The following is a 19,170-nucleotide window of genomic DNA, read 5'->3' on the forward strand; positions in this document are numbered from 1 at the left end:
TATTTATATATAGCACATTCAAGATTAATTACATATTTTTGAAAATAGTATGCATCAACCGCTTCTTATCATTTATGCTTTCCTCAAGTGAAATCATCGTTTCAGTTCTGTAAACTCCATCAATATCGTCAATCATAAAGATAACATCTTTAGCATGTTTAGTATCTTTTGCTCTAATTTTACAAAAAATATTAAATTTCCCAGTAGTAACAGAAGCTACCGTTACAAAAGGAATTTCATTGATTCGTTCCAAAACAAATTTTGTTTGAGACGTATTGTTTAGAAAAACACCAACATAAGCGATAAAAGAATATCCTAATTTGTCATAATCAAGCACTAATGACGATCCCATTATGATACCGGCATCTTCCATTTTTTTAACTCTGACATGGACAGTTCCTGCAGAAATCAATAATTTTTTTGCAATATCCGTAAATGGAACTCTTGTATTGTCTATCAACATATCTAAAATCTGGTGATCTACTTCATCTAAACGAAATTTACTCATAACTCTTAAATTAATATTATTAATTGCTTTAACAAAGTATAAAAATATACATAAAAACAATAAAAAGACAAAAATATTATATTTTTATCATTCCGTTAACAAATTTTATGTTATTATCTAAATAAAAATCAGCTTTTTGGTTTAATTTAGGAATTGAATCAAAATCATCTTTATAAAGTGCTCCTTCAGCATCGTATTCAAAATGACCAAAATAATTTTCTAAATCGCCTATCTGTGAAACATAAGCATTAAAACAAATCTGATTTTCAATTAACTCTTCTTTGTATTGTGCTGCAAAATTGGTGATTATTTCGATACCATCATAATTTATTTTGATGTTTTTATACATTAAATCATAAAAAACGACTTTATTTTGAGGAATATTCAAATATTTGTTAATTCCGTTGCTAACTATATCGTTTTCGCTAAGTATAGTAAAGCTTGAAATTAGCGCCATAAAAACATATTTACGCGTTTCCTCTCTTTGATAATCGTTTGCAAAATGACCCGCTTCGAATAATAATGTTGGAACTCCCAAATATTGAAACGTGTCACCAATACAGTTTATATTGAAAGAATCGTCAAAACGTCCAATTTGATTCGGTAAATACTTCTGAAGCTCTTCATTTATACTCGCAATCAAATTAATAGCCTTTAATCTAGATTCGTTTACTTCTCTTTCTTCATTATAAGAAGGCGCCAAAAATGACAATGTAGCCGGCTTACCCGTATCGCTTACGCCAAAAATAGTACGCTGATCATGAAGATTAAAGCAATAATCCGGTTTAAAAGATTCAAAAACTTCTCTTAAAACCTTACTTTCTGGCTGCGTAAGTGCTTGCGAATCGCGATTTAAATCAACTTTATTAGCATTTTCTCTGGTATATAATGTTGCGCCATCGGGATTCAACATTGGAATACTGCAAAAAGTAAAAGTATTTAATAATTGTTGTGCCAATTGCGAACCGCTTTGCAACACATTCAAAAAATCAAATAGTGCCTTTGTAGTCGTACTTTCATTACCATGCATTTGTGACCAAAGGAAAATTTTAGTTTTACCTTCTCCAATTTCATATGAATAAATCGACTTTCCTAGAACTGATTTCCCAATAATTTGAAGTTGATTATTGGTGTTTAATTTTTGCAATAACGGTTCAATAGAAACTAAAGTGATGTAACGACCCTGAATAGTTTCTTCTTTATATTGACTGAATAATTGTTCTAAATCCATGCTGTTTTATTTGATTTACAAAAGTAAACATCTTTATATTTACATTTGTAAACAAATAAAATTAGTAATATTTCAATACTGTAAACACATTTTTATTTTTTAAGTTAGTCTTTTTAGTACTTGTAGTTGACAAATGTCACTTAATAATTAAATAGCTGTCAAAATATTAATTATCATATATTTAAAGCAAATTACATTATTCTATACTTTATAATAATTAGTATAATAAATACTATTTACACTTGTAATTTTGCTATTCTGGTAGGTTTTGATTACATTTGTAAATAGATAATTTATATCAATAATTTACAATGGTAAACATCGAGGATTTTATAAAAAGATTAGAAATCATACTGGATTACTACAGCTTGAATGCTTCTTCTTTTGCGGATAAAATTGGGGTACAGCGCTCCAGTTTGTCTCACCTACTTTCAGGAAGAAACAAACCCAGCTTGGATTTTATTCTTAAAATATTAGAAGTTTTTCCTGATGTAGATTTGTATTGGATATTGAACGGAAAAGGAACTTTTCCTAAAAACTCGAAGCAGTTCGATAAAACAGTAAACAACGTTGAGCAAGTTGTAAAACATAATATTCCTACTCCAACTTCTGCTAAAATAATTCCTGAAAATTTATTTTCGGAAATAAAAATTCCAAATCCGATTCCTGCATTGGAAACAAAAAAAATAGAAAATCAAAATAGCGCTAAAGAATACGATTCTGCTGAAATAGATAAAATCGTAATTTTTTATAAAAATGGAACTTTTAAAAGTTATGTTCCCGATTAAAAATAAACAACCACATTCCGGAATTTCGAAATGGGGTTCGCATGCATTATTTTCCTATTTCAATTATTTCAAAAGAAACTGAATTTATTTTACAATATTATTTATTCAAATGAATATCCTTTTTCAGGGATTTTACCTTTTACACCTATATAATGTTTCTTCAAAATAACCATATCACTTTCGATATCGCCAGAAGGTAAAACTGGATTTCCTAAGTTCACTTCTTTTCTTCCAAAATCAAATGTAACAGGAATTATGGGCACATTTGCTTTTAAAGCAATATAATAAAATCCTGTTTTTAATTCGGTTACTTTTTCACGGGTTCCTTCAGGGGCAACCGCCAAACGAAAAATTTCTCTCCTTTGAAAAATAGCAGCGATAGAATCCACTTTATTCAAACCTCCAGAACGATCCAGTGGTTCGCCGCCCATATATCTAAAATAAAATCCGAAAGGAAAACGAAACAATTCTTTTTTACCAACCCAGTTCATTTCTAAACCGGTTATTCCTCTGGTAAAAATGCCCAAATAAAAATCATGCGCACTTGTATGCGGCATCACCATCATGACACATTTTTTAATATTTGCGTCAATTCCTCCAACTATTTTCCAACCCATGAGCCTGAAAAATATCCATTTGTAAAATTGTTTCTTCATTCTTTCTTATTTCGTACAAAATAAATAATTTAAATCTTATTTTTGGGTAAAACCGCCACCAATGATTAAAAAAATATTCAGTTATCTCATTCCAATAAAAATTTATGAAACAAAATCTTCGTTGAGTAAATCGATTGAGGTGACTTGGGCAAATGGCGAATTAGTTTTAGATTCTGAAAACGCCAATTATTCGTATGGTAGTTTGCAACGCATTTTGAGATTAGGATTAAAAAACATAGGTTTTGAAAAAATAGTTCCCATGAAACATATTCTTGTTCTGGGAGTTGCCGGCGGAAGCGTTATCAAAACATTAGTGGACGAAATAAAATACAATGGAAAAATTACCGGAGTTGAAATCGATCCCGAAATAATTAAAATAGCAAACACCTATTTCAAGTTAGACGAAGTAAAAAATCTTGAAATTGTAATTGATGATGCTTTCGAATTTGTTCTAAAAACCAAAACCAAATACGATTTAATTATTATTGATATTTTTCAAGATACCACAATGCCAAATTTCTTATTTGAAACTTTTTTCATCAATAGAATTTGTTTTCTTTTAAAAAGTCATGGTTTTATTCTTTTCAATACCATGTTACTGAATGAAAGTCAAAATATAAGAAATAAAAAATACGTATCCGAGTTCTTCAGAAGTGAATTTCGAATAAAAACCATTCCCAGATTAGAAGTTCACAACGAGTTGATTTTAATTGAAAAACTAACTTAAATAGTACAAGTCTTTTATAAAAATTTACAATAGAATTCTGGCAAAGCAACACAATTATTTTGTACACTTACATGGCGCTATTTAACACTTTGCTGGAATGAAAAAAATTTTAAAAAAACTGCTTCTTGGAAAAACGTCAAAAGGCGCTCAACCTAAATTTAATCCTATTCAAAAACGGATACAGAATATTCAGTCCATTTGGAATAACGATCATCAGGAAGACAATGGAATTGAAAAAATAGTCCGATTAATACTAGCATCTTCCCAATTGCTTTTCCCTGGAATTTACATTAAATATTGGGCTAGCAAGAAAGGTGTTGAATATCAAGATTTAGCGTTAGACTTTTATGTTTTATTAAAAGTGATTTTTCCAATAGTAATATTAATAAATCAATGGCAAAACCAAGAATGGCTTATTTGGATTCTTGTGTATGTGTTTTTGGAAACTGTTTTTTACATTCCAACACTTATATTTGCATCTGATTTATTTTCAAAACCACGCTCATACAAGAGATCCATGTTGCTGCTTTTCTTTAACTATTTAGAGATTGCATTTGCGTATGCTGTCTTTTATTCTGTTGGAAATTACATGAACAAACCGTTTTTCCATTGGTTTGATTCGATTTATTTCAGCATTGTAACTTCCTCTTCCATCGGCTATGGCGACTACCATCCAATTACACCAATAGGGAAATTTCTAGTAACTACACAAGCGTTATTGTTTCTGTTTTTCATTGTGCTTTTCTTGAATTTCTTCTCCACCAAAGTAAAAACGAAAGGCTATTTCGATCATGAAAATCTGGAATAATTACAACATCTTTCTGGCCTTCTCTAAATCTTCCGGAGTGTCTATTCCAATTCCGATATGAGAAGTTTCGATCATTTTGATTCGTTTTCCAAATTCTAAATAACGCAATTGCTCCAGTTTTTCGGATGCTTCCAAAGATTTCATTGGTAAATGGTAAAAATCCAACAATGCCTGTTTTCTAAAAGCATAAATCCCGATGTGTTGAAAATAACGAACACCTACATTTTTCTCTCTTGGATATGGAATTACCGAACGTGAAAAGTACAAAGCAAATCCATTTTGATCCACGACCACTTTTACATTATTCGGATTATTGATGTCGGCTTCATTAGTGATTTCACGCATCAAAGAAGCTAAATCTACTTTTTTATCCAAATCATTTTTAAAAACTTCAATCACTTTTGCCAAAGGTTCCGCATCGATAAATGGTTCGTCTCCTTGTACATTGATTACAATATCAACGTCTAAATTTTCGACTGCTTCCGCAATTCGATCACTTCCTGATTCGTGTTCTTTGATACTCTTGATGGCTTTTCCACCGTGAGAAACAATTTCGTCATAAATTAAATCTGAATCTGTTACCACAAAGACATCATCAAACAATTGCGTGTTTATGGCTGCTTCATAGGTTCTTAAAATGACCGCTTTACCTCCCAAATCCTGCATTAGTTTTGCGGGAAATCGTGTCGAAGCGTAACGTGCGGGAATGACTGCTATTATTTTCATTTTTATTTATCAATTAAATCGTAAAGTATTTTTAATTTTTATTGATTTGGATGTATAAAGAGAATTGTAACAAATAAATTCTTAGTTTCATTTTTAATTAACCTTAAAAAGGTAAATCATCATCTTCATCTTCCTCCTCAATAAATTTCACAAAACTCTTTTTCCATTCTGTTTTCTTATAAAATTTCAACTTAAAATCTTCATCAAAAATCTCTCTTGAAATTGAAATTTTTTGTTTTTTATTCCTTCTAATATGTTCAAAATTCCAATATTTTTCATCAGAATTAATTCCATTAAAAGACCTAGCCTTTAATAGATTTTCTACATCTAACAATTCCTGTATATAAAATAGATAATCGATTCTTAGATATTCTTTAATTTCCTCAACTAAAGGATGATTTATCATTAAAATTCGATTAACTTCTTCGGCACTCTCTTTATTTTCTTGACTTAAAAAATTTACTAATTGATTTAATGTTTTAGAAGTTGAGTCTAACTTGTTTATTAAACTTATTTCTTTTATTCTAGACTGATTTTGTAAAAACCTTTGAAATAAACCTGCAAATTGCTCTTTCAAATAAAATATTATATCCGAATTTGTTTCAAAGCCTTTAATATTGTTATTATTTGGTAAAGCCTTTATTTCTTCTATAAATTGATAAATCCTAACATCATCTACATGTTTATATTTTATAGGTTGCTCTTTGTTAAGCAAAAAAGTTTCAAATTCAGAAAGTACATTTTTTTCAATAAAAATATAAACTTGTTTGTTTTCTTGAAGAGCTATTTTCAATTCTAAATTTGAAATTGACAAATCTTTACTTTTAGATTCTGTGCCGAATCGTCCTCCTATTATAGATATTAATATATCTATATTTTGAATTTCTTTATAACAATATTCCTCCAATGCATCATCTTTACCGTATGGAATATCTCCTTCTTCATTTCTTATAGGCTGATAACCTAAGCTTTCTAAAAATTGATCAATTTCTGTTCTAATATATTTTAAATCATAAAAAGTCGAACTTATGAAAATTCTTGGTTTCGCCATGTTTAATTGTAATTTTGTTTTTTAATAATAGTAGTTTCTAAAATCAAATATAACCTTTATTCTCACAAAATTCACATAATCTTCACCGAAGTCATACTCAAAGAACCCGCCAATAACTTATCATTGAACAAACTGAGTTCTTCGGATTTTCCTTTTAATCCTAAAGTATAAATCAAAGGCAAATAATGTTCCGGCGTAGGAATCGCTAATTGAAACGCTTTGCTTTGTTTTTCAAAATCAATCAATGGTTGAAAATTCCCGTCCAATAAATAATCATTAATTGTTGATCTTGCTTCAATTGCCCAATCATAACCGTAATTATCTTTTTCGAAATTGCGATAATCGACCAATCCCAAATTATGAACAATGTTTCCGCTGCCTACAATCAAGATTCCTCTGGTACGCAAAGCACTTAGTTTTTGAGCCAAATCAAAATGATATTGTCCAGATTTTGTATAATCAATACTCAACTGAATCACGGGAAAATTCGCCTCGGGATATAAATGTTTAATAACACTCCAAGCTCCGTGATCCAAACCCCAATGTTCGTCCAGCTCTACTTCTACCGGAGTCAACAATTGTTTGGTTTCTAATGCTAATTCTGGACTTCCTTTTGCAGGATATTGCACATCGAACAATGCTTGCGGAAAACCGCCGAAGTCGTGAATCGTTCTAGGCATTTCCATTGCGGTAACCTTTGTTCCGTTCGTAAACCAATGCGCTGAAATACATAAAATAGCATTGGGTTGCGGTAACGTTTTTGCCAAATTTCGAAAACCAGTCACAAACTGATTTTCTTCAATGGCGTTCATTGGGCTTCCGTGTCCTAAAAACAGTACTGGCATTTTTTCGGTATTCAAAAAAGAACCTGAAATTTTATGTAAATCGTTTAAAGTATTCATGACCAAACTATTTTAAAATTATTGAACAATATAAGTTATATAAGGTCATTTAAATTTTTCTTTGATTTTAGCTTCTATGTCTTATATGTTTATCAAACTTACTCTACAAAATTCTCATCCTTAAACCCTATCAAATATAATTTATTTTTTGCTCGGGTCATAGCGGTGTACAACCAGCGAATATAATCTCTATTGATGCCGTCCGGCAAATACGGCTGTTCTATAAAAACCGTATTCCACTGACCGCCTTGTGATTTGTGGCAGGTAATTGCATACGAGAATTTCACTTGCAAACCATTGAAATATTCGTTGGCTTTAACTTTTTGGAATTGTTTGTACTTCGTTTCGCCTTCATAATCTTTCAACACTTCCTGATACAATCTATTTGATTCTTCATAGGTCAACGATGGCGATTCGCTTTTTATGGTGTCCATTAATAATACCGTTTCAAATGGAATCTGATTGGGGTAATCAATCATTCGAATTTTTACTTTGGCAAACTTAAATCCATACAATTCTTTGATATTGAAAATTTCCAGTATTTCGATAATATCACCATTGGCAATAAAACCCGCTTCATCCGAATCTTTCAACCAAAAATAATTGTTCTTTACCACCATCAGAAAATCGCCAGTTGATAATTCACTTTCTTTATCGAGGATTTTGGTTCTGATTTGCTCATTATATTGATTCGCTCTTTTATTGGAACGAACAATAAAAGCGGTGTCTTCTATACTATAATTACTGTAGGCGGAATTGATGGCGTCCTGAATATCATACCCATCGGTCAGCCGAACAATATCTTTGAATTTCTTGACATCAAATTTGAATTCATCTATAAAAGAATCCTTCAATAATTCCCGAAGTTCCGTTGCGTTATGCAAAATACCGGAATTTTCTTCCTGACGCATGACTTCGTCCAACTCGATATGTTCCACTTCCTTATCATAATTCATTCCCAAAGTGCGAATGTCCAGTGCGGGACTGATATCTAAATTCACCGGCGGCAACTGAGCGGTATCACCCAGCAAAATCATCTTACAATTGGTTCCTGAATACACATACGAAATCAAATCGTCTAATAAAGAACCGTTTTCATATAACTTAGAATCCGAATTAGTATCCGAAATCATCGAAGCTTCATCGACGATAAAAATCGTGTTCTTATGTTTGTTTTGTTGCAACGTAAATGAAACGCCGCCACCAGAAGATTTCTTTGGAAAATATATTTTTTTATGAATAGTAAAAGCGGGTTTATTCGAATAATTGGCAATTACTTTAGCCGCGCGTCCCGTTGGCGCCAGCAAAACATATTTTTTATTAATGTCTAATAAACTATTTACAATCGTAGAAATAACGGTTGTTTTTCCAGTTCCTGCGTATCCTTTTAAAACAAAAATGGTTTTATTATCGGTTTCAGTTAAAAAAATAGCGATTTTTTGAAAAAAAATATCCTGTTTATAAGTGGGTTGAAAAGGGAATTTTTTTTGCAAAAGACTATAAAACAGGGAGGAATTCATTTCGTGTTATTTGACTGCAAAGTAAAGAATGTTTTTTCAATTTCAAGGTCAATAGCAATTTCAATTTTCAAATACTGTTATTGTTTTTTTGCCACTGTGATTGATATTCATAATGAAATTGATTTTTAAATTTGTAAGTTTGCGTTGTTGAGAAAAAGCAATCTTATTATGAACATAGCCGAAAAAAAATATAAAAAACTTTCCATTCAAGTTTCCTTGACAGGACTTTCTTTTTGTTGTTTTGACACGCTAAATAATACTGTAATTTCATTCAACGAAGTGCATTTTGATACCTTTCACAAGGCTACAAAAATTGAAGATTTGTTTGCTGATGCTTTCAACAATCATCCAGAATTAAAGGATTCCTATGATGAAATTTTGGTGATTCACAATAATAATCTTTCAACGTTTGTTCCGGAACCGTTATTTGACGAGAACTTTTTAGGCAGTTATTTGCAATACAACACTAAAGTTTTTGAAACCGATTTTTTCGCTTTTGATGAAATTCCAAACTATCAAATGAATGTGGTGTATATTCCGTATGTGAATATCAATAATTTTTTCATTGACCAATTTGGTGCTTTCGATTACAAACATGCGAATAGTATTTTGGTGTCAAAACTTTTGGTTGCCTCCAAAAATAAGGATGAGAAAAAAATGTTTGTACATATTAATACAGGTCATTTTGAAATTATCGTGGTTCAGAACCAAAAATTATTACTTTTCAATTCTTTCGATTATAACACGCCGGAAGATTTCTTGTATTACATCTTATTTACGGCTGAACAATTGAACTTAAATCCCGAAAACTTTCCATTGGAACTAATCGGAAATATTGATACCGAAAGTGATTATTTCAAAATCGCTTACAAATACATTCGCAACGTTTCCCTCATAGATGTGGAAGATTTACGATGGAACAATTATTTTTCTGAGGCCGAAAACAGAAATCATTTTATACTTTTCAACTCATGAGAATCATTTCAGGAAAATACAAAGGAAGACGCATTTTTCCACCAAAAGGATTACCCGTTCGTCCCACCACCGATATGTCTAAAGAAGCATTATTCAATGTTTTGAACAACCATTTCAGTTTTGAAGGACTTAAAATATTAGATTTATTCGCAGGAACAGGAAATATCAGTTACGAATTTGCTTCTCGCGGAAGTACGCCAATCACTTCTGTTGATGGTGATTTTGGCTGTGTGAAATTCATCAAGCAAGTTGCTGCCGAATATGATTTTAATATTGCCGCTACAAAAAGTGATGTTTTTACGTATTTAGAAAGATGTAAAACGTCCTACGATATTATTTTTGCAGATCCACCGTATGCTTTGGACCAAAAAACTTTTGAGAAAATTATCTTATTAGTTTTCGAAAAAGAATTGCTTAATGAAGATGGAATGATGGTAATCGAACATTCAAAATATACCAAACTGGATCACATGATACACTTTTCATTCCAGAAAAGTTACGGAGGTTCTATTTTTAGTTTCTTCGAAATTGGCTCTGATGATAAAGAGGATTCTGAAAATGAATCAGAACAAAATGATGGTGAAGAAGAATAATCTTGATAGAATATAAAAACAGAAAAGCTCTTGTAATTACAAGAGCTTTTCTGTTTTTAGTAACCATTTAAAGGAACTATTTACCAATTACCCAACCCAAAGTAAAGTTTAAAACCGGTACTAAATCACTGTCGTTTTTGTCAAAATTATAACCAACACCTAAATTCAAATCAAGATTAAAATTCCCTTTGTATGTTCGTTGAAAACCCCAAACCGGTGCCACAGTAATCGATGCATTTTCGGATAAAAAGTTATCATTCGTAGAAATTGATCTGAAATTATAAATAGCGGACATAGCAACAAATCCTCCTGAATTATGGGAAGTAACTTTTCCCTTTTCAGCTCTTTTCTCTAAATTATAGTAATGACGAAACTGTTCATTAATATAAGGATAGAAGGTCCAGTTATTACCAAAACCATTTGATGTATATCCGTAACCTGAACTCAATTCTGAGTAAAGCGTGTTTTTATTACTTAAACCATGCTCGTAAACAAATCCCGGAAGCAACACATTTATCTTAAATTGACTTTTTGCTACGGTTGGTTTTTCTTGTGCGTTTGAATGTGAAATTGTTATTAAAATAAAAACAGCTAAAATAGCTGCTTTACCGTTTTTAAATACTGATAATTGCAATGTATAATTATTATTAGGTTGTCGATATATCATTCGATTTATATTGGAGGCAAACATAATAATTAAATTCTAATTTGTCAGAATTTTATCTTTTATAATCATTACTTTTTTTACATAAAAAAGCAGGTCAATTGACCTGCCCTTTATGTATCCTTAATTTTTCTTTAACAACCAATTAAATATAATTAAGAATAGCATGTGTATATCATTAATAATCAGTAAGTATTTTAATTTTAGGTAAATATAAAAATTAATATTAATTCAGCAAATATTTTGCCAAAAATTTAAATTTTACAAAATATCTAAACTTCCTTTTCCTTCTCTAACTACAATTGGTTCGTCACCCGATAAATCAATAATAGTAGATCCTATATTATCACCGTAACCTCCATCAATAACCAAATCAACCAAGTTTTGCCATTTCTCAAAAATAAGTTCCGGATCAGTGGTGTATTCTATCACATCATCATCATCATGAATTGAGGTAGAAACAATAGGATTCCCAAGCAACTTTACAATTTCTAAAGCAATAGCATTATCAGGAACCCTGATTCCAACGGTTGTTTTCTTTTTGAATTCCTTAGGTAAGTTATTATTTCCCGGTAAAATAAAAGTATATGGTCCTGGTAGCGCTCTTTTTAAAATTTTAAAAGTAGCTGTGTCAATTTGTCTCACATAATCAGAGATATTACTTAAATCATGGCAAACGAAGGAAAAATTAGCTTTGTCGAGCTTCACTCCTTTTATCTTTGCAATTCGTTCCAACGCTTTCGTATTGGTAATATCACAACCCAAACCGTAAACGGTATCCGTTGGATATATCACCAAACCACCTTCTTTTAGAACCTTAACCACTTTAGCAATTGCAGCTTCATTGGGTTTGTCTTCGTATATTTTTATAAATTGAGCCATTTTACTTTAGTTTAAAGTTTAAAATGTTTAAGGCTTAAAGTTCTTTTAACTGACAAATTTAAACCTTAAACTTGATACAAATTTTTATCCTATAATATCCAGTTTAGCAAAACGCAACAGTAATTTTTTGATTCCGCCAACTTCAAATTTGATTTCGGCTTTTTTATCTGCTCCTACTCCTTCAAGGTTTAAAACTTCGCCTTTACCAAAACGTTCATGCATTACTATATTCCCGGCAACGAGTTTATTATCAAATAAATTAGCACTTCCTGAAGCAGCATTATTGCTGACAGGCTTCAATTTACGAATATTTATCTCTGCTTTTGGTTCATTATCTGAACTATATTTGGTCGGAGGAATTCCATTCGCTGGTTTTGCCAGACGCAATTTGGACTTATCCACATCTCCAAAAATATCACTGTCAATCATCGGTTTGTACCTGTAATTATTTTCAGGAGGTGTCATATATTCTAGATATTGACTGTCGATTTCCTCAATAAAACGGGAAGGTTCACTGTCGGTCAATTTCCCCCAACGGTATCGTGATTGTGCATACGTCAAATACGCTTGGTGTTCTGCTCGGGTCAAAGCTACATAAAACAAACGACGTTCTTCCTCGAGTTCACTTCTCGTACTCATACTCATGGCACTCGGAAACAAATCTTCTTCCATTCCTACCACAAAAACATGAGGAAACTCTAATCCTTTTGCCAAGTGAATGGTCATCAACGCCACGCGATCTTCATCACTAGTGTCTTTATCCAAATCGGTTGCTAAAGCCACATCTTCCATAAATTCAGATAAGGCACCACGAGCTCCATCTACTTCTTTTTGGCCATCGGTGAAATCTTTGATTCCGTTTAATAATTCCTCAATATTCTGAATTTTAGCCATTCCTTCCGGAGTAGCATCTTTTTTTAATTCCTGAATCAATCCTGTTTTTTTGGCAACATGATCAGCAAGATAGAACGCATCCTGGTTTTCATTTATAGCCTGGAAACTTTGAATCATCGTAACAAAATCCAACAGTTTTTGTTTGGTTCCCGAATTCAGTTTCAAGTCGATTCGTTCTATGTTTTGCATGACTTCAAAAATCGAGCGCTTGTAGTGATTGGCTGCAATAGTCAGTTTTTCGATCGTTGTATTCCCAATTCCACGTGCTGGATAATTGATTACCCGAACCAAAGCTTCTTCATCTTTTGGATTGATAACCAATCGCAAATAGCACAAAACATCCTTCACTTCTTTTCTTTGGTAAAATGAAAGTCCGCCATAAATTCGGTACGGAATGTCTCTTTTCCTCAGCGCATCTTCCATCGCACGCGATTGTGCATTGGTACGGTACAAAATAGCAAAAGCGCCATTAGGCAACTGATTTTGCATTTTTTGTTCCCAAATGGTACTGGCTACAAAACGGCCTTCTTCATTATCTGTTAAACTGCGATGTACTTTTATCTTTGGACCAAAATCATTTGCAGTCCAAACTATTTTGTCCAGTTTAACTTTATTTTTATCAATAATCGTGTTTGCCGCTTCCACAATATTTTTTGTGGAGCGATAGTTTTGTTCCAATCTAAAGGTTTTCACGCCTTCATAATCTTTCTGGAAGTTCAAAATATTATTAATGTTAGCACCACGAAACGCATAAATACTTTGCGCATCATCACCTACCACACAGATATTTTGAAATTTATCAGATAAAGCCCGAACGATTAAATACTGAGAGTGATTCGTATCTTGGTACTCATCTACTAATATATAACGAAAACGGTTTTGATATTTGGCCAGAACTTCTGGAAAACGAGTCAGTAATTCGTTGGTTTTTAATAATAAATCGTCAAAGTCCATAGCACCTGCTTTGAAACAGCGGTCCACATAATTTTGATAAATTTCACCCATTCGAGGCTTTTTAGACATCGCATCTGCTTCTTGAAGATCTGGATTATTGAAATACGCTTTTACGGTAATCAAACTATTCTTAAAATTTGAAATTCTTCCTAAAACCTGTTTGGGTTTGTACACATCGCGATCCAATTGCATTTCTTTGATAATCCCGGAAATGGCACGCAACGAATCCTGAGAATCATATATGGTAAAGTTGGAAGGATAACCAAGATGTTCCGCTTCCGAGCGTAAAATTCGAGCAAAAACCGAGTGGAATGTTCCCATCCAAAGATTTTTTGCTTCACCCGCACCCACGATGTCAGAGATACGCTTTTTCATTTCTCGGGCCGCCTTGTTGGTAAATGTAAGCGATAAGATACTGAACGCATCGATACCCTGACTCATCAAATAAGCAATTCTAATAGTCAACACCCGCGTTTTACCGGAACCTGCACCCGCAATAATTATCATGGGTCCGTCTTTTTGGAGAACGGGTTCGCGTTGGGCTTCATTAAGTTGATCGATATATTTGTGCATGGAAATTTTTATAGGATTGTATGCAAAAATAAGCATTAAAGATGGAAAAGCGTAATTTTAAATGAAGCTAAAAAACCATTCTTTATTTGTTGAACCAGATAAGAAATAGCAGTAAGTTTATGCCCTTTTTTAGAAATATATTTTATAATACACAGAATTTAATTCTAAACATATAAGTCATATAAATTAAAGAAACTTATTTTTCAAATAATTGATATTAGTGCTAATATAAGCTAAATCGCTCTTTGTGAAGTTATGTTTTGCCTAAATGGAATAGTGATTTTAATTGCTTTAATTTAAACTAAAAACTTATCTGACTTATATGTTTGACAACTGTACTCATTTAAAAAACACATCATACGCAAAACGGATTAAAGTCCCCACAACCACAACCAAAAAGAAAATCCGAATGAAGCTGTTTCCTTTGTTAATGGCTAGTTTTGCACCTATCCAACCACCCAAAGCATTACTGGCAGCCATTGGCAATGCTATTGCCCAAATGATTTTTCCTTTTAAAATGAACAAACAAATAGAACCAAAGTTTGTCGCCAGATTCACCATTTTAGCATTTGCAGAAGCGTGCAAAAAATCGAAACCCATAATAGCAATAAAAGCCACTACCAAAAAACTTCCGGTTCCCGGTCCGATAAATCCATCGTACAACCCAACTATAAAACTGATTCCAATAGCATTCCAAATTTGAGTTCTTGGGGAATGATTTTTTTCAATGTGTTGTCCAAAATTTTTCTTGGCGTACGTATAAATCACTAAAAAAGAAAGAACAACCAGTAATAACGGTTTCATGAAATCATTACTCACATACGTCAATAAAGTAGAACCCAAAAATGCCGAAGGAAAGGCCAAAAGCATCATAATTGACAATAGTTTCCAGTTCATATCTACCTTTTTCAGATATTGATATGCTGCAAAGGAAGTACCACTAAAAGCAGGAACTTTTAAGGTTCCAATTACGGTTGAAACAGGAAGATTGGGTAACAAAATCAATCCCATAGGTGTTTGAATCAATCCGCCACCACCCACAATTGCGTCAATAAATCCTGCAGCAAAGGCCGCTAAACAAAGTAAAACCAGAACATAAGTCTCCATTATGATATTCAATTTTAAGTAATGCTGTTACGAGGAGCAAAAATACTATTCGGTTTCATTTATTGCTATTAAATAGAAATTGATTTGTACTCAAAAAAGTATATTTTTGCTTTTTAAATTTTCATATCAAAATGGATTCAGCAAAAATCATAGAAATTCTGGCTTATACTATACCTTCATTAATTACCGGAGGAGTAGCTTATTATTTGTTCAATTCTTATTTTAAAGACCAACAAAATACCAGACGCTGGTTGTTGCAAAAAGAAGCTCAAAAAGACGCTTTACCACTGCGTTTACAGGCCTACGAACGAATGGTTTTATTTATGGAACGTATCAATCCCACTAAATTATTGATTCGGATTGCTCCTATTTCTAATGATAAAAACGATTACGAAAATTTGATAATTGCACAAATCGAACAGGAATTTGAGCATAATTTAACGCAGCAAATATATATGTCAGACGAATGCTGGACAATCATTGTCACGGCAAAAAACAGTACTATTCAAATGATTCGAAAAGCGAATATGAGTGATCGTGTTGACAATGCCGATAAATTGCGTGAGGTACTTTTAAGTGATTTAATGGAAAAGCAATCTCCTAGCAATGCGGCTTTAGCTTACATCAAAAATGAAGTGAGCCAAATGTGGTAAACATATAAGTTTGTTAAATCCCTTTTGATTCAAAACTTATTCTTTCAATAATCGGTTCAATTGAAATTGTTCAGCTTCATTTAAATCCGGGACAATTTTTTCGAAAGAAACTCTCATTTCCGGATTTTTAAGTAGTTTTCTAATATTATCTCTACCAAATTTAGTGAATTGCCACATGTGATGCGTGGTAGCATTTACAAGGTTTTTCAAAACAATATCATTTATTATTTTGAAAGCAAGCAATTTCTCCAAAGCATTTTGCCTAGTATTCGCTTCATAATCAATTGATGAATATTGCATTAATTCGGTTTCCAAAGCTTGTTTATCAACCGTATAATTTGGTGTTGAAAGTGCTAAAGACAGCCACAAAGTCCTCAAATTGTAATCATTGAAACCCATCCAATATTTTGATTTTTCAAGGTATTGAATGCGCTGCTCTGGAAAATTGTTCCATAAATTATAGAGCACCAGTTCTTGTGTTTGATAAGATTTGTCCTCAAATAAAGTTTCATATTGCGTTCTGAAACTCTCCGGAATTTCATTCAATGCTGCAGCAACTGTTTGACGTAATTGCACATTTTTAGTTGCTAAAGCTAAAATAAAAAGACTCTTTTTATCCTCCCATTTTTCATTTTTCAATTGATTTAGGATCGCTTCTTTTACAGAAAAATAAACGTCAGATAGCATTGTTTTTTCCAGAAAATCTCTTTTCTCTGATAACGGTTTATTTTTCAATTTATCAACTTCAAACAGCGTCTGAATTGCTTTATTTTTTAGCAATAAACCATTGGCTTGTTGCGTATTGAAAACCGTAGTTTCAAGCCATACTTTACTAAAATTATCCAAATCATAATCTGATACTTTTTTGATTTCATCAAAGAAATCTGCTGTATTCACATTCTGAAATGCCTGTTTTTTCAAATAGTTTTTTACCGCTTTTTTAAACGCCTTATCTCCTATTTCTTCATGTAAAACAAAAAGTGCCCAAGCGCCTTTTTGATAAAAAGTCAACGAACTGGCTTTGGCATTTAAAACTGGAATCGTATCCGTTCGGGAAGCGAATTTTAATTGAGATGCAGACTCATATAATTTGGAATAAAAATAATCTTCTCCATAAATTTCCTTTTCTGCTAGCAACGCATAATAGGTCGCGAAACCTTCCTGCAACCAATGGTGTTTTCCGCTTTCGGCAGTGACTAAATTCCCAAACCATTGATGCGCTAATTCATGTGCATTTACATTAGTGTAACTTCTGTCCTCAAAACCGGTAGAATCGACTACATAACGCGTGTTGAAAAGTGTTGCTGATGTATTTTCCATTCCGGCGTACAAGAAATCCCTAACTGGCGCTTGTTTGTATATTTCCCAAGGAAACTTTACTCCTATTTCCTTTTCTAAAAAATCAAACATCCGTTTTGAATCTCTATAGGTTGGTTCAAATTTGCCACCGTCTTTTGGTTCCAAATACATTTCTAAAGGAATTCCGGACTTAGATTTTTGACTGTTTTTTTCAAATTTTCCGATGGCAAGCATCAATAAATAGGAACTCATTGGCTTTTGCATTTGGTATTGCCAAACCGAAAGTCCATCAAGTCCTGATTTAAATTTCAAAATTCCATTTGAAATTACCTGATAGTTTTTATTATATACAACATTCAAATTGAATACCACTTTTTCATTCACATCATCAAAACTCGGAAACCAATGACTGGTATATTTTCCTTGTCCCTGCGTCCAAATTTGTAAATTATCATTTGCTGCTGAGCCAACGAAATACATTGTTTGTTTTGGCTTAGCCAAATACTGAAAAGTCAGGTTGTTTTTTCCTTTTTTGAACGGAAAAATAATTTGTAATTGTTTTTGCGTATTGAGAAATTTAATGGATTTCCCGTTCAATTTCAAATCTGAAAACTCCATATTCTGTGTATCAATTTTAATCGTGTCAATGGATTTCAAAATCTCAAAAACATAATCAACATCTCCAGAAACTGTTTTTTCACTTGGATTTACTACAATTTTTCCCAAAACCGATTTAAAATCAACAAATTGGGTTTGTTGGGCAAATGTGAACGTCGAAATAAAAAAGAAAAGGTATTTCATTATTAGGGTATTTAATGCAGCGATTTCCAAAGTTACAAAGGTTTTCCAAACTAATCCGACTAATTTTGTAAGTTTACCTCCAGAAATTACAAGAAAATTACATTGAAAAAGAAAGCGTTATTTAACTGGAGCAGCGGCAAAGATTCTGCGCTTGCCTTATATAAAACATTACAAAATTCTGAATTCGAAATTAACTGTTTATTAACCAGTGTAAACCAACAACATCAGCGTATTTCTATGCATGGTGTAAGAGTTGAATTATTGCAACAACAAGCCGAAAGCATTGGATTACCACTTGAAATCATGCAAATTCCTGAAATGCCAACCATGGAAGCCTATGAAAACGTTATGCGAGAAACATTGGCCAAACTAAAAAACAAAGGTGTAACCCATTCTATTTTTGGTGATATTTTTCTGGAAGATTTACGTAAATACCGTGAAGATAAATTAGCCGAAATGGGTTTTGAAGGGATTTTTCCGCTTTGGAAAATCCCAACTCACGAAATCATTCAAGAATTCCTAGCTTTAGGTTTTAAAACGATTGTGGTTTGTGTCAACGAACGATTCTTGGATAAAAGCTTTGTAGGTCGTGTGATTGACCAAAATTTCATCAATGATTTACCTGAAAATGTAGATGTTTGTGGCGAGAACGGTGAATTTCATACCTTCACTTTTGACGGTCCCATTTTTTCAAAACCAATTGCTTTTGAAATCGGCGAAATCGTGTACCGAAAATATGAAAAACCAGAAAAAGAAGATTCATCAGATACCGCCTGCGATACAAGTTCTTCAGATGCCTTTGATTTCGGATTTTGGTATTGTGATTTGGTATCGAAATAGTTTCTCTAAAAAGAAAAA

General features: G+C 32.4%; 19 protein-coding genes. 7 read left to right on the forward strand and 12 right to left on the reverse strand.

From position 1 onward, the window contains the following. Nucleotides 1-28 precede the first annotated feature (28 nt). Nucleotides 29-508, reverse strand: a complete 480-nt coding sequence (locus BC952_RS09725) for an Lrp/AsnC family transcriptional regulator (protein WP_072943262.1) — start codon at nucleotides 506-508, stop codon at nucleotides 29-31. Between the two features lie 76 nt (nucleotides 509-584). Beyond that, nucleotides 585-1,739 carry a M14 family metallopeptidase gene (locus BC952_RS09730; protein ID WP_121365467.1) on the reverse strand — a complete coding sequence of 385 codons (1,155 nt, stop codon included), beginning with the start codon at nucleotides 1,737-1,739 and terminating at the stop codon, nucleotides 585-587. A gap of 311 nt (nucleotides 1,740-2,050) precedes the next feature. Here BC952_RS09730 and BC952_RS09735 point away from each other — a divergent pair, with 311 nt between their 5' ends. Next, nucleotides 2,051-2,527 (forward strand): helix-turn-helix domain-containing protein, encoded by a 477-nt coding sequence (locus BC952_RS09735; RefSeq protein ID WP_121365468.1) that lies wholly within the window; start codon nucleotides 2,051-2,053, stop codon nucleotides 2,525-2,527. Between the two features lie 101 nt (nucleotides 2,528-2,628). Here BC952_RS09735 and BC952_RS09740 read toward each other — a convergent pair whose 3' ends face one another. Beyond that, nucleotides 2,629-3,183 carry a 1-acyl-sn-glycerol-3-phosphate acyltransferase gene (locus BC952_RS09740; RefSeq protein WP_121365469.1) on the reverse strand — a complete coding sequence of 185 codons (555 nt, stop codon included), beginning with the start codon at nucleotides 3,181-3,183 and terminating at the stop codon, nucleotides 2,629-2,631. A 61-nt stretch (nucleotides 3,184-3,244) separates the two neighbouring features. On the opposite strand from BC952_RS09740, the gene BC952_RS09745 reads away from it, so the two are divergent. Continuing rightward, the gene (locus BC952_RS09745; protein ID WP_121365470.1) at nucleotides 3,245-3,910 is read left to right on the forward strand and encodes a spermidine synthase; all 666 of its coding nucleotides are present in this window, start codon (nucleotides 3,245-3,247) and stop codon (nucleotides 3,908-3,910) included. A gap of 97 nt (nucleotides 3,911-4,007) precedes the next feature. Beyond that, nucleotides 4,008-4,718 (forward strand): potassium channel family protein, encoded by a 711-nt coding sequence (locus tag BC952_RS09750; RefSeq protein ID WP_121365471.1) that lies wholly within the window; start codon nucleotides 4,008-4,010, stop codon nucleotides 4,716-4,718. Here BC952_RS09750 and kdsB read toward each other — a convergent pair whose 3' ends face one another. The 4 genes from kdsB to BC952_RS09770 form a co-directional block, all read right to left on the reverse strand. Beyond that, complete coding sequence (gene kdsB / locus BC952_RS09755) at nucleotides 4,719-5,444, reverse strand: 3-deoxy-manno-octulosonate cytidylyltransferase (RefSeq protein ID WP_121365472.1); 726 nt, start codon at nucleotides 5,442-5,444, stop codon at nucleotides 4,719-4,721. A gap of 103 nt (nucleotides 5,445-5,547) precedes the next feature. Further along, entirely contained in the window at nucleotides 5,548-6,495 is a 948-nt protein-coding gene (locus tag BC952_RS09760) for a DUF4062 domain-containing protein (RefSeq protein ID WP_121365473.1), read from the reverse strand. 71 nt (nucleotides 6,496-6,566) lie between these two features. Continuing rightward, nucleotides 6,567-7,397: a 4,5-DOPA-extradiol-dioxygenase gene (gene ygiD / locus BC952_RS09765; RefSeq protein WP_121365474.1), complete on the reverse strand. Its 831-nt coding sequence runs from the start codon at nucleotides 7,395-7,397 to the stop codon at nucleotides 6,567-6,569. Nucleotides 7,398-7,495: 98 nt separating this feature from the next. Continuing rightward, nucleotides 7,496-8,917: an ATP-dependent DNA helicase gene (locus tag BC952_RS09770; protein WP_099715613.1), complete on the reverse strand. Its 1,422-nt coding sequence runs from the start codon at nucleotides 8,915-8,917 to the stop codon at nucleotides 7,496-7,498. 168 nt (nucleotides 8,918-9,085) lie between these two features. On the opposite strand from BC952_RS09770, the gene BC952_RS09775 reads away from it, so the two are divergent. Together BC952_RS09775 and BC952_RS09780 are read left to right on the forward strand one after the other, a co-directional pair. Further along, nucleotides 9,086-9,892 (forward strand): DUF3822 family protein, encoded by an 807-nt coding sequence (locus tag BC952_RS09775; protein ID WP_121365475.1) that lies wholly within the window; start codon nucleotides 9,086-9,088, stop codon nucleotides 9,890-9,892. Further along, a complete protein-coding gene (locus tag BC952_RS09780) occupies nucleotides 9,889-10,485 on the forward strand; it encodes an RsmD family RNA methyltransferase (RefSeq protein WP_121365476.1) in 597 nt (198 codons plus the stop codon). Before BC952_RS09775 ends, BC952_RS09780 begins: the two co-directional genes overlap by 4 nt. A 76-nt stretch (nucleotides 10,486-10,561) precedes the next feature. Here BC952_RS09780 and BC952_RS09785 read toward each other — a convergent pair whose 3' ends face one another. From BC952_RS09785 to BC952_RS09800, 4 genes are all read right to left on the reverse strand, one after another. Beyond that, nucleotides 10,562-11,152, reverse strand: a complete 591-nt coding sequence (locus tag BC952_RS09785; protein ID WP_244200131.1) for a hypothetical protein — start codon at nucleotides 11,150-11,152, stop codon at nucleotides 10,562-10,564. A gap of 258 nt (nucleotides 11,153-11,410) precedes the next feature. Then, complete coding sequence (locus tag BC952_RS09790; RefSeq protein ID WP_121365477.1) at nucleotides 11,411-12,031, reverse strand: L-threonylcarbamoyladenylate synthase; 621 nt, start codon at nucleotides 12,029-12,031, stop codon at nucleotides 11,411-11,413. A gap of 84 nt (nucleotides 12,032-12,115) precedes the next feature. After that, nucleotides 12,116-14,452: an ATP-dependent helicase gene (locus BC952_RS09795; protein ID WP_121365549.1), complete on the reverse strand. Its 2,337-nt coding sequence runs from the start codon at nucleotides 14,450-14,452 to the stop codon at nucleotides 12,116-12,118. A gap of 339 nt (nucleotides 14,453-14,791) precedes the next feature. Further along, nucleotides 14,792-15,559 carry a sulfite exporter TauE/SafE family protein gene (locus tag BC952_RS09800; RefSeq protein WP_121365478.1) on the reverse strand — a complete coding sequence of 256 codons (768 nt, stop codon included), beginning with the start codon at nucleotides 15,557-15,559 and terminating at the stop codon, nucleotides 14,792-14,794. A 131-nt stretch (nucleotides 15,560-15,690) separates the two neighbouring features. Between BC952_RS09800 and BC952_RS09805 the strand changes: the two genes are divergently transcribed. After that, on the forward strand, nucleotides 15,691-16,212 hold the full coding sequence (locus BC952_RS09805) for a DUF7935 family protein (RefSeq protein ID WP_121365479.1): 522 nt from the start codon (nucleotides 15,691-15,693) through the stop codon (nucleotides 16,210-16,212). Nucleotides 16,213-16,248: 36 nt separating this feature from the next. Here the strand turns inward: BC952_RS09805 and BC952_RS09810 are convergent, their stop codons facing one another. Next, a complete protein-coding gene (locus tag BC952_RS09810; RefSeq protein ID WP_121365480.1) occupies nucleotides 16,249-18,312 on the reverse strand; it encodes a M1 family metallopeptidase in 2,064 nt (687 codons plus the stop codon). A 102-nt stretch (nucleotides 18,313-18,414) separates the two neighbouring features. Here BC952_RS09810 and BC952_RS09815 point away from each other — a divergent pair, with 102 nt between their 5' ends. Beyond that, the gene (locus tag BC952_RS09815) at nucleotides 18,415-19,152 is read left to right on the forward strand and encodes a Dph6-related ATP pyrophosphatase (RefSeq protein WP_121365481.1); all 738 of its coding nucleotides are present in this window, start codon (nucleotides 18,415-18,417) and stop codon (nucleotides 19,150-19,152) included. Nucleotides 19,153-19,170: the final 18 nt, after the last annotated feature.

It is taken from the genome of Flavobacterium limicola (genome assembly GCF_003634755.1).
GTDB lineage: Bacteria > Bacteroidota > Bacteroidia > Flavobacteriales > Flavobacteriaceae > Flavobacterium > Flavobacterium limicola.

Coding starts and splice junctions, on each gene's coding strand:
- BC952_RS09735 (WP_121365468.1), top strand. CDS start 2,051: ATGGTAAACATCGAGGATTTTATAAAAAGATTAGAAATCATACTGGAT.
- BC952_RS09785 (WP_244200131.1), bottom strand. CDS start 11,152: ATGATATATCGACAACCTAATAATAATTATACATTGCAATTATCAGTA.
- BC952_RS09790 (WP_121365477.1), bottom strand. CDS start 12,031: ATGGCTCAATTTATAAAAATATACGAAGACAAACCCAATGAAGCTGCA.
- BC952_RS09795 (WP_121365549.1), bottom strand. CDS start 14,452: ATGCACAAATATATCGATCAACTTAATGAAGCCCAACGCGAACCCGTT.
- BC952_RS09750 (WP_121365471.1), top strand. CDS start 4,008: ATGAAAAAAATTTTAAAAAAACTGCTTCTTGGAAAAACGTCAAAAGGC.
- BC952_RS09810 (WP_121365480.1), bottom strand. CDS start 18,312: ATGAAATACCTTTTCTTTTTTATTTCGACGTTCACATTTGCCCAACAA.
- ygiD (WP_121365474.1), bottom strand. CDS start 7,397: ATGAATACTTTAAACGATTTACATAAAATTTCAGGTTCTTTTTTGAAT.
- BC952_RS09730 (WP_121365467.1), bottom strand. CDS start 1,739: ATGGATTTAGAACAATTATTCAGTCAATATAAAGAAGAAACTATTCAG.
- BC952_RS09800 (WP_121365478.1), bottom strand. CDS start 15,559: ATGGAGACTTATGTTCTGGTTTTACTTTGTTTAGCGGCCTTTGCTGCA.
- BC952_RS09780 (WP_121365476.1), top strand. CDS start 9,889: ATGAGAATCATTTCAGGAAAATACAAAGGAAGACGCATTTTTCCACCA.
- BC952_RS09805 (WP_121365479.1), top strand. CDS start 15,691: ATGGATTCAGCAAAAATCATAGAAATTCTGGCTTATACTATACCTTCA.
- BC952_RS09775 (WP_121365475.1), top strand. CDS start 9,086: ATGAACATAGCCGAAAAAAAATATAAAAAACTTTCCATTCAAGTTTCC.
- BC952_RS09740 (WP_121365469.1), bottom strand. CDS start 3,183: ATGAAGAAACAATTTTACAAATGGATATTTTTCAGGCTCATGGGTTGG.
- BC952_RS09745 (WP_121365470.1), top strand. CDS start 3,245: ATGATTAAAAAAATATTCAGTTATCTCATTCCAATAAAAATTTATGAA.
- kdsB (WP_121365472.1), bottom strand. CDS start 5,444: ATGAAAATAATAGCAGTCATTCCCGCACGTTACGCTTCGACACGATTT.
- BC952_RS09760 (WP_121365473.1), bottom strand. CDS start 6,495: ATGGCGAAACCAAGAATTTTCATAAGTTCGACTTTTTATGATTTAAAA.
- BC952_RS09770 (WP_099715613.1), bottom strand. CDS start 8,917: ATGAATTCCTCCCTGTTTTATAGTCTTTTGCAAAAAAAATTCCCTTTT.
- BC952_RS09725 (WP_072943262.1), bottom strand. CDS start 508: ATGAGTAAATTTCGTTTAGATGAAGTAGATCACCAGATTTTAGATATG.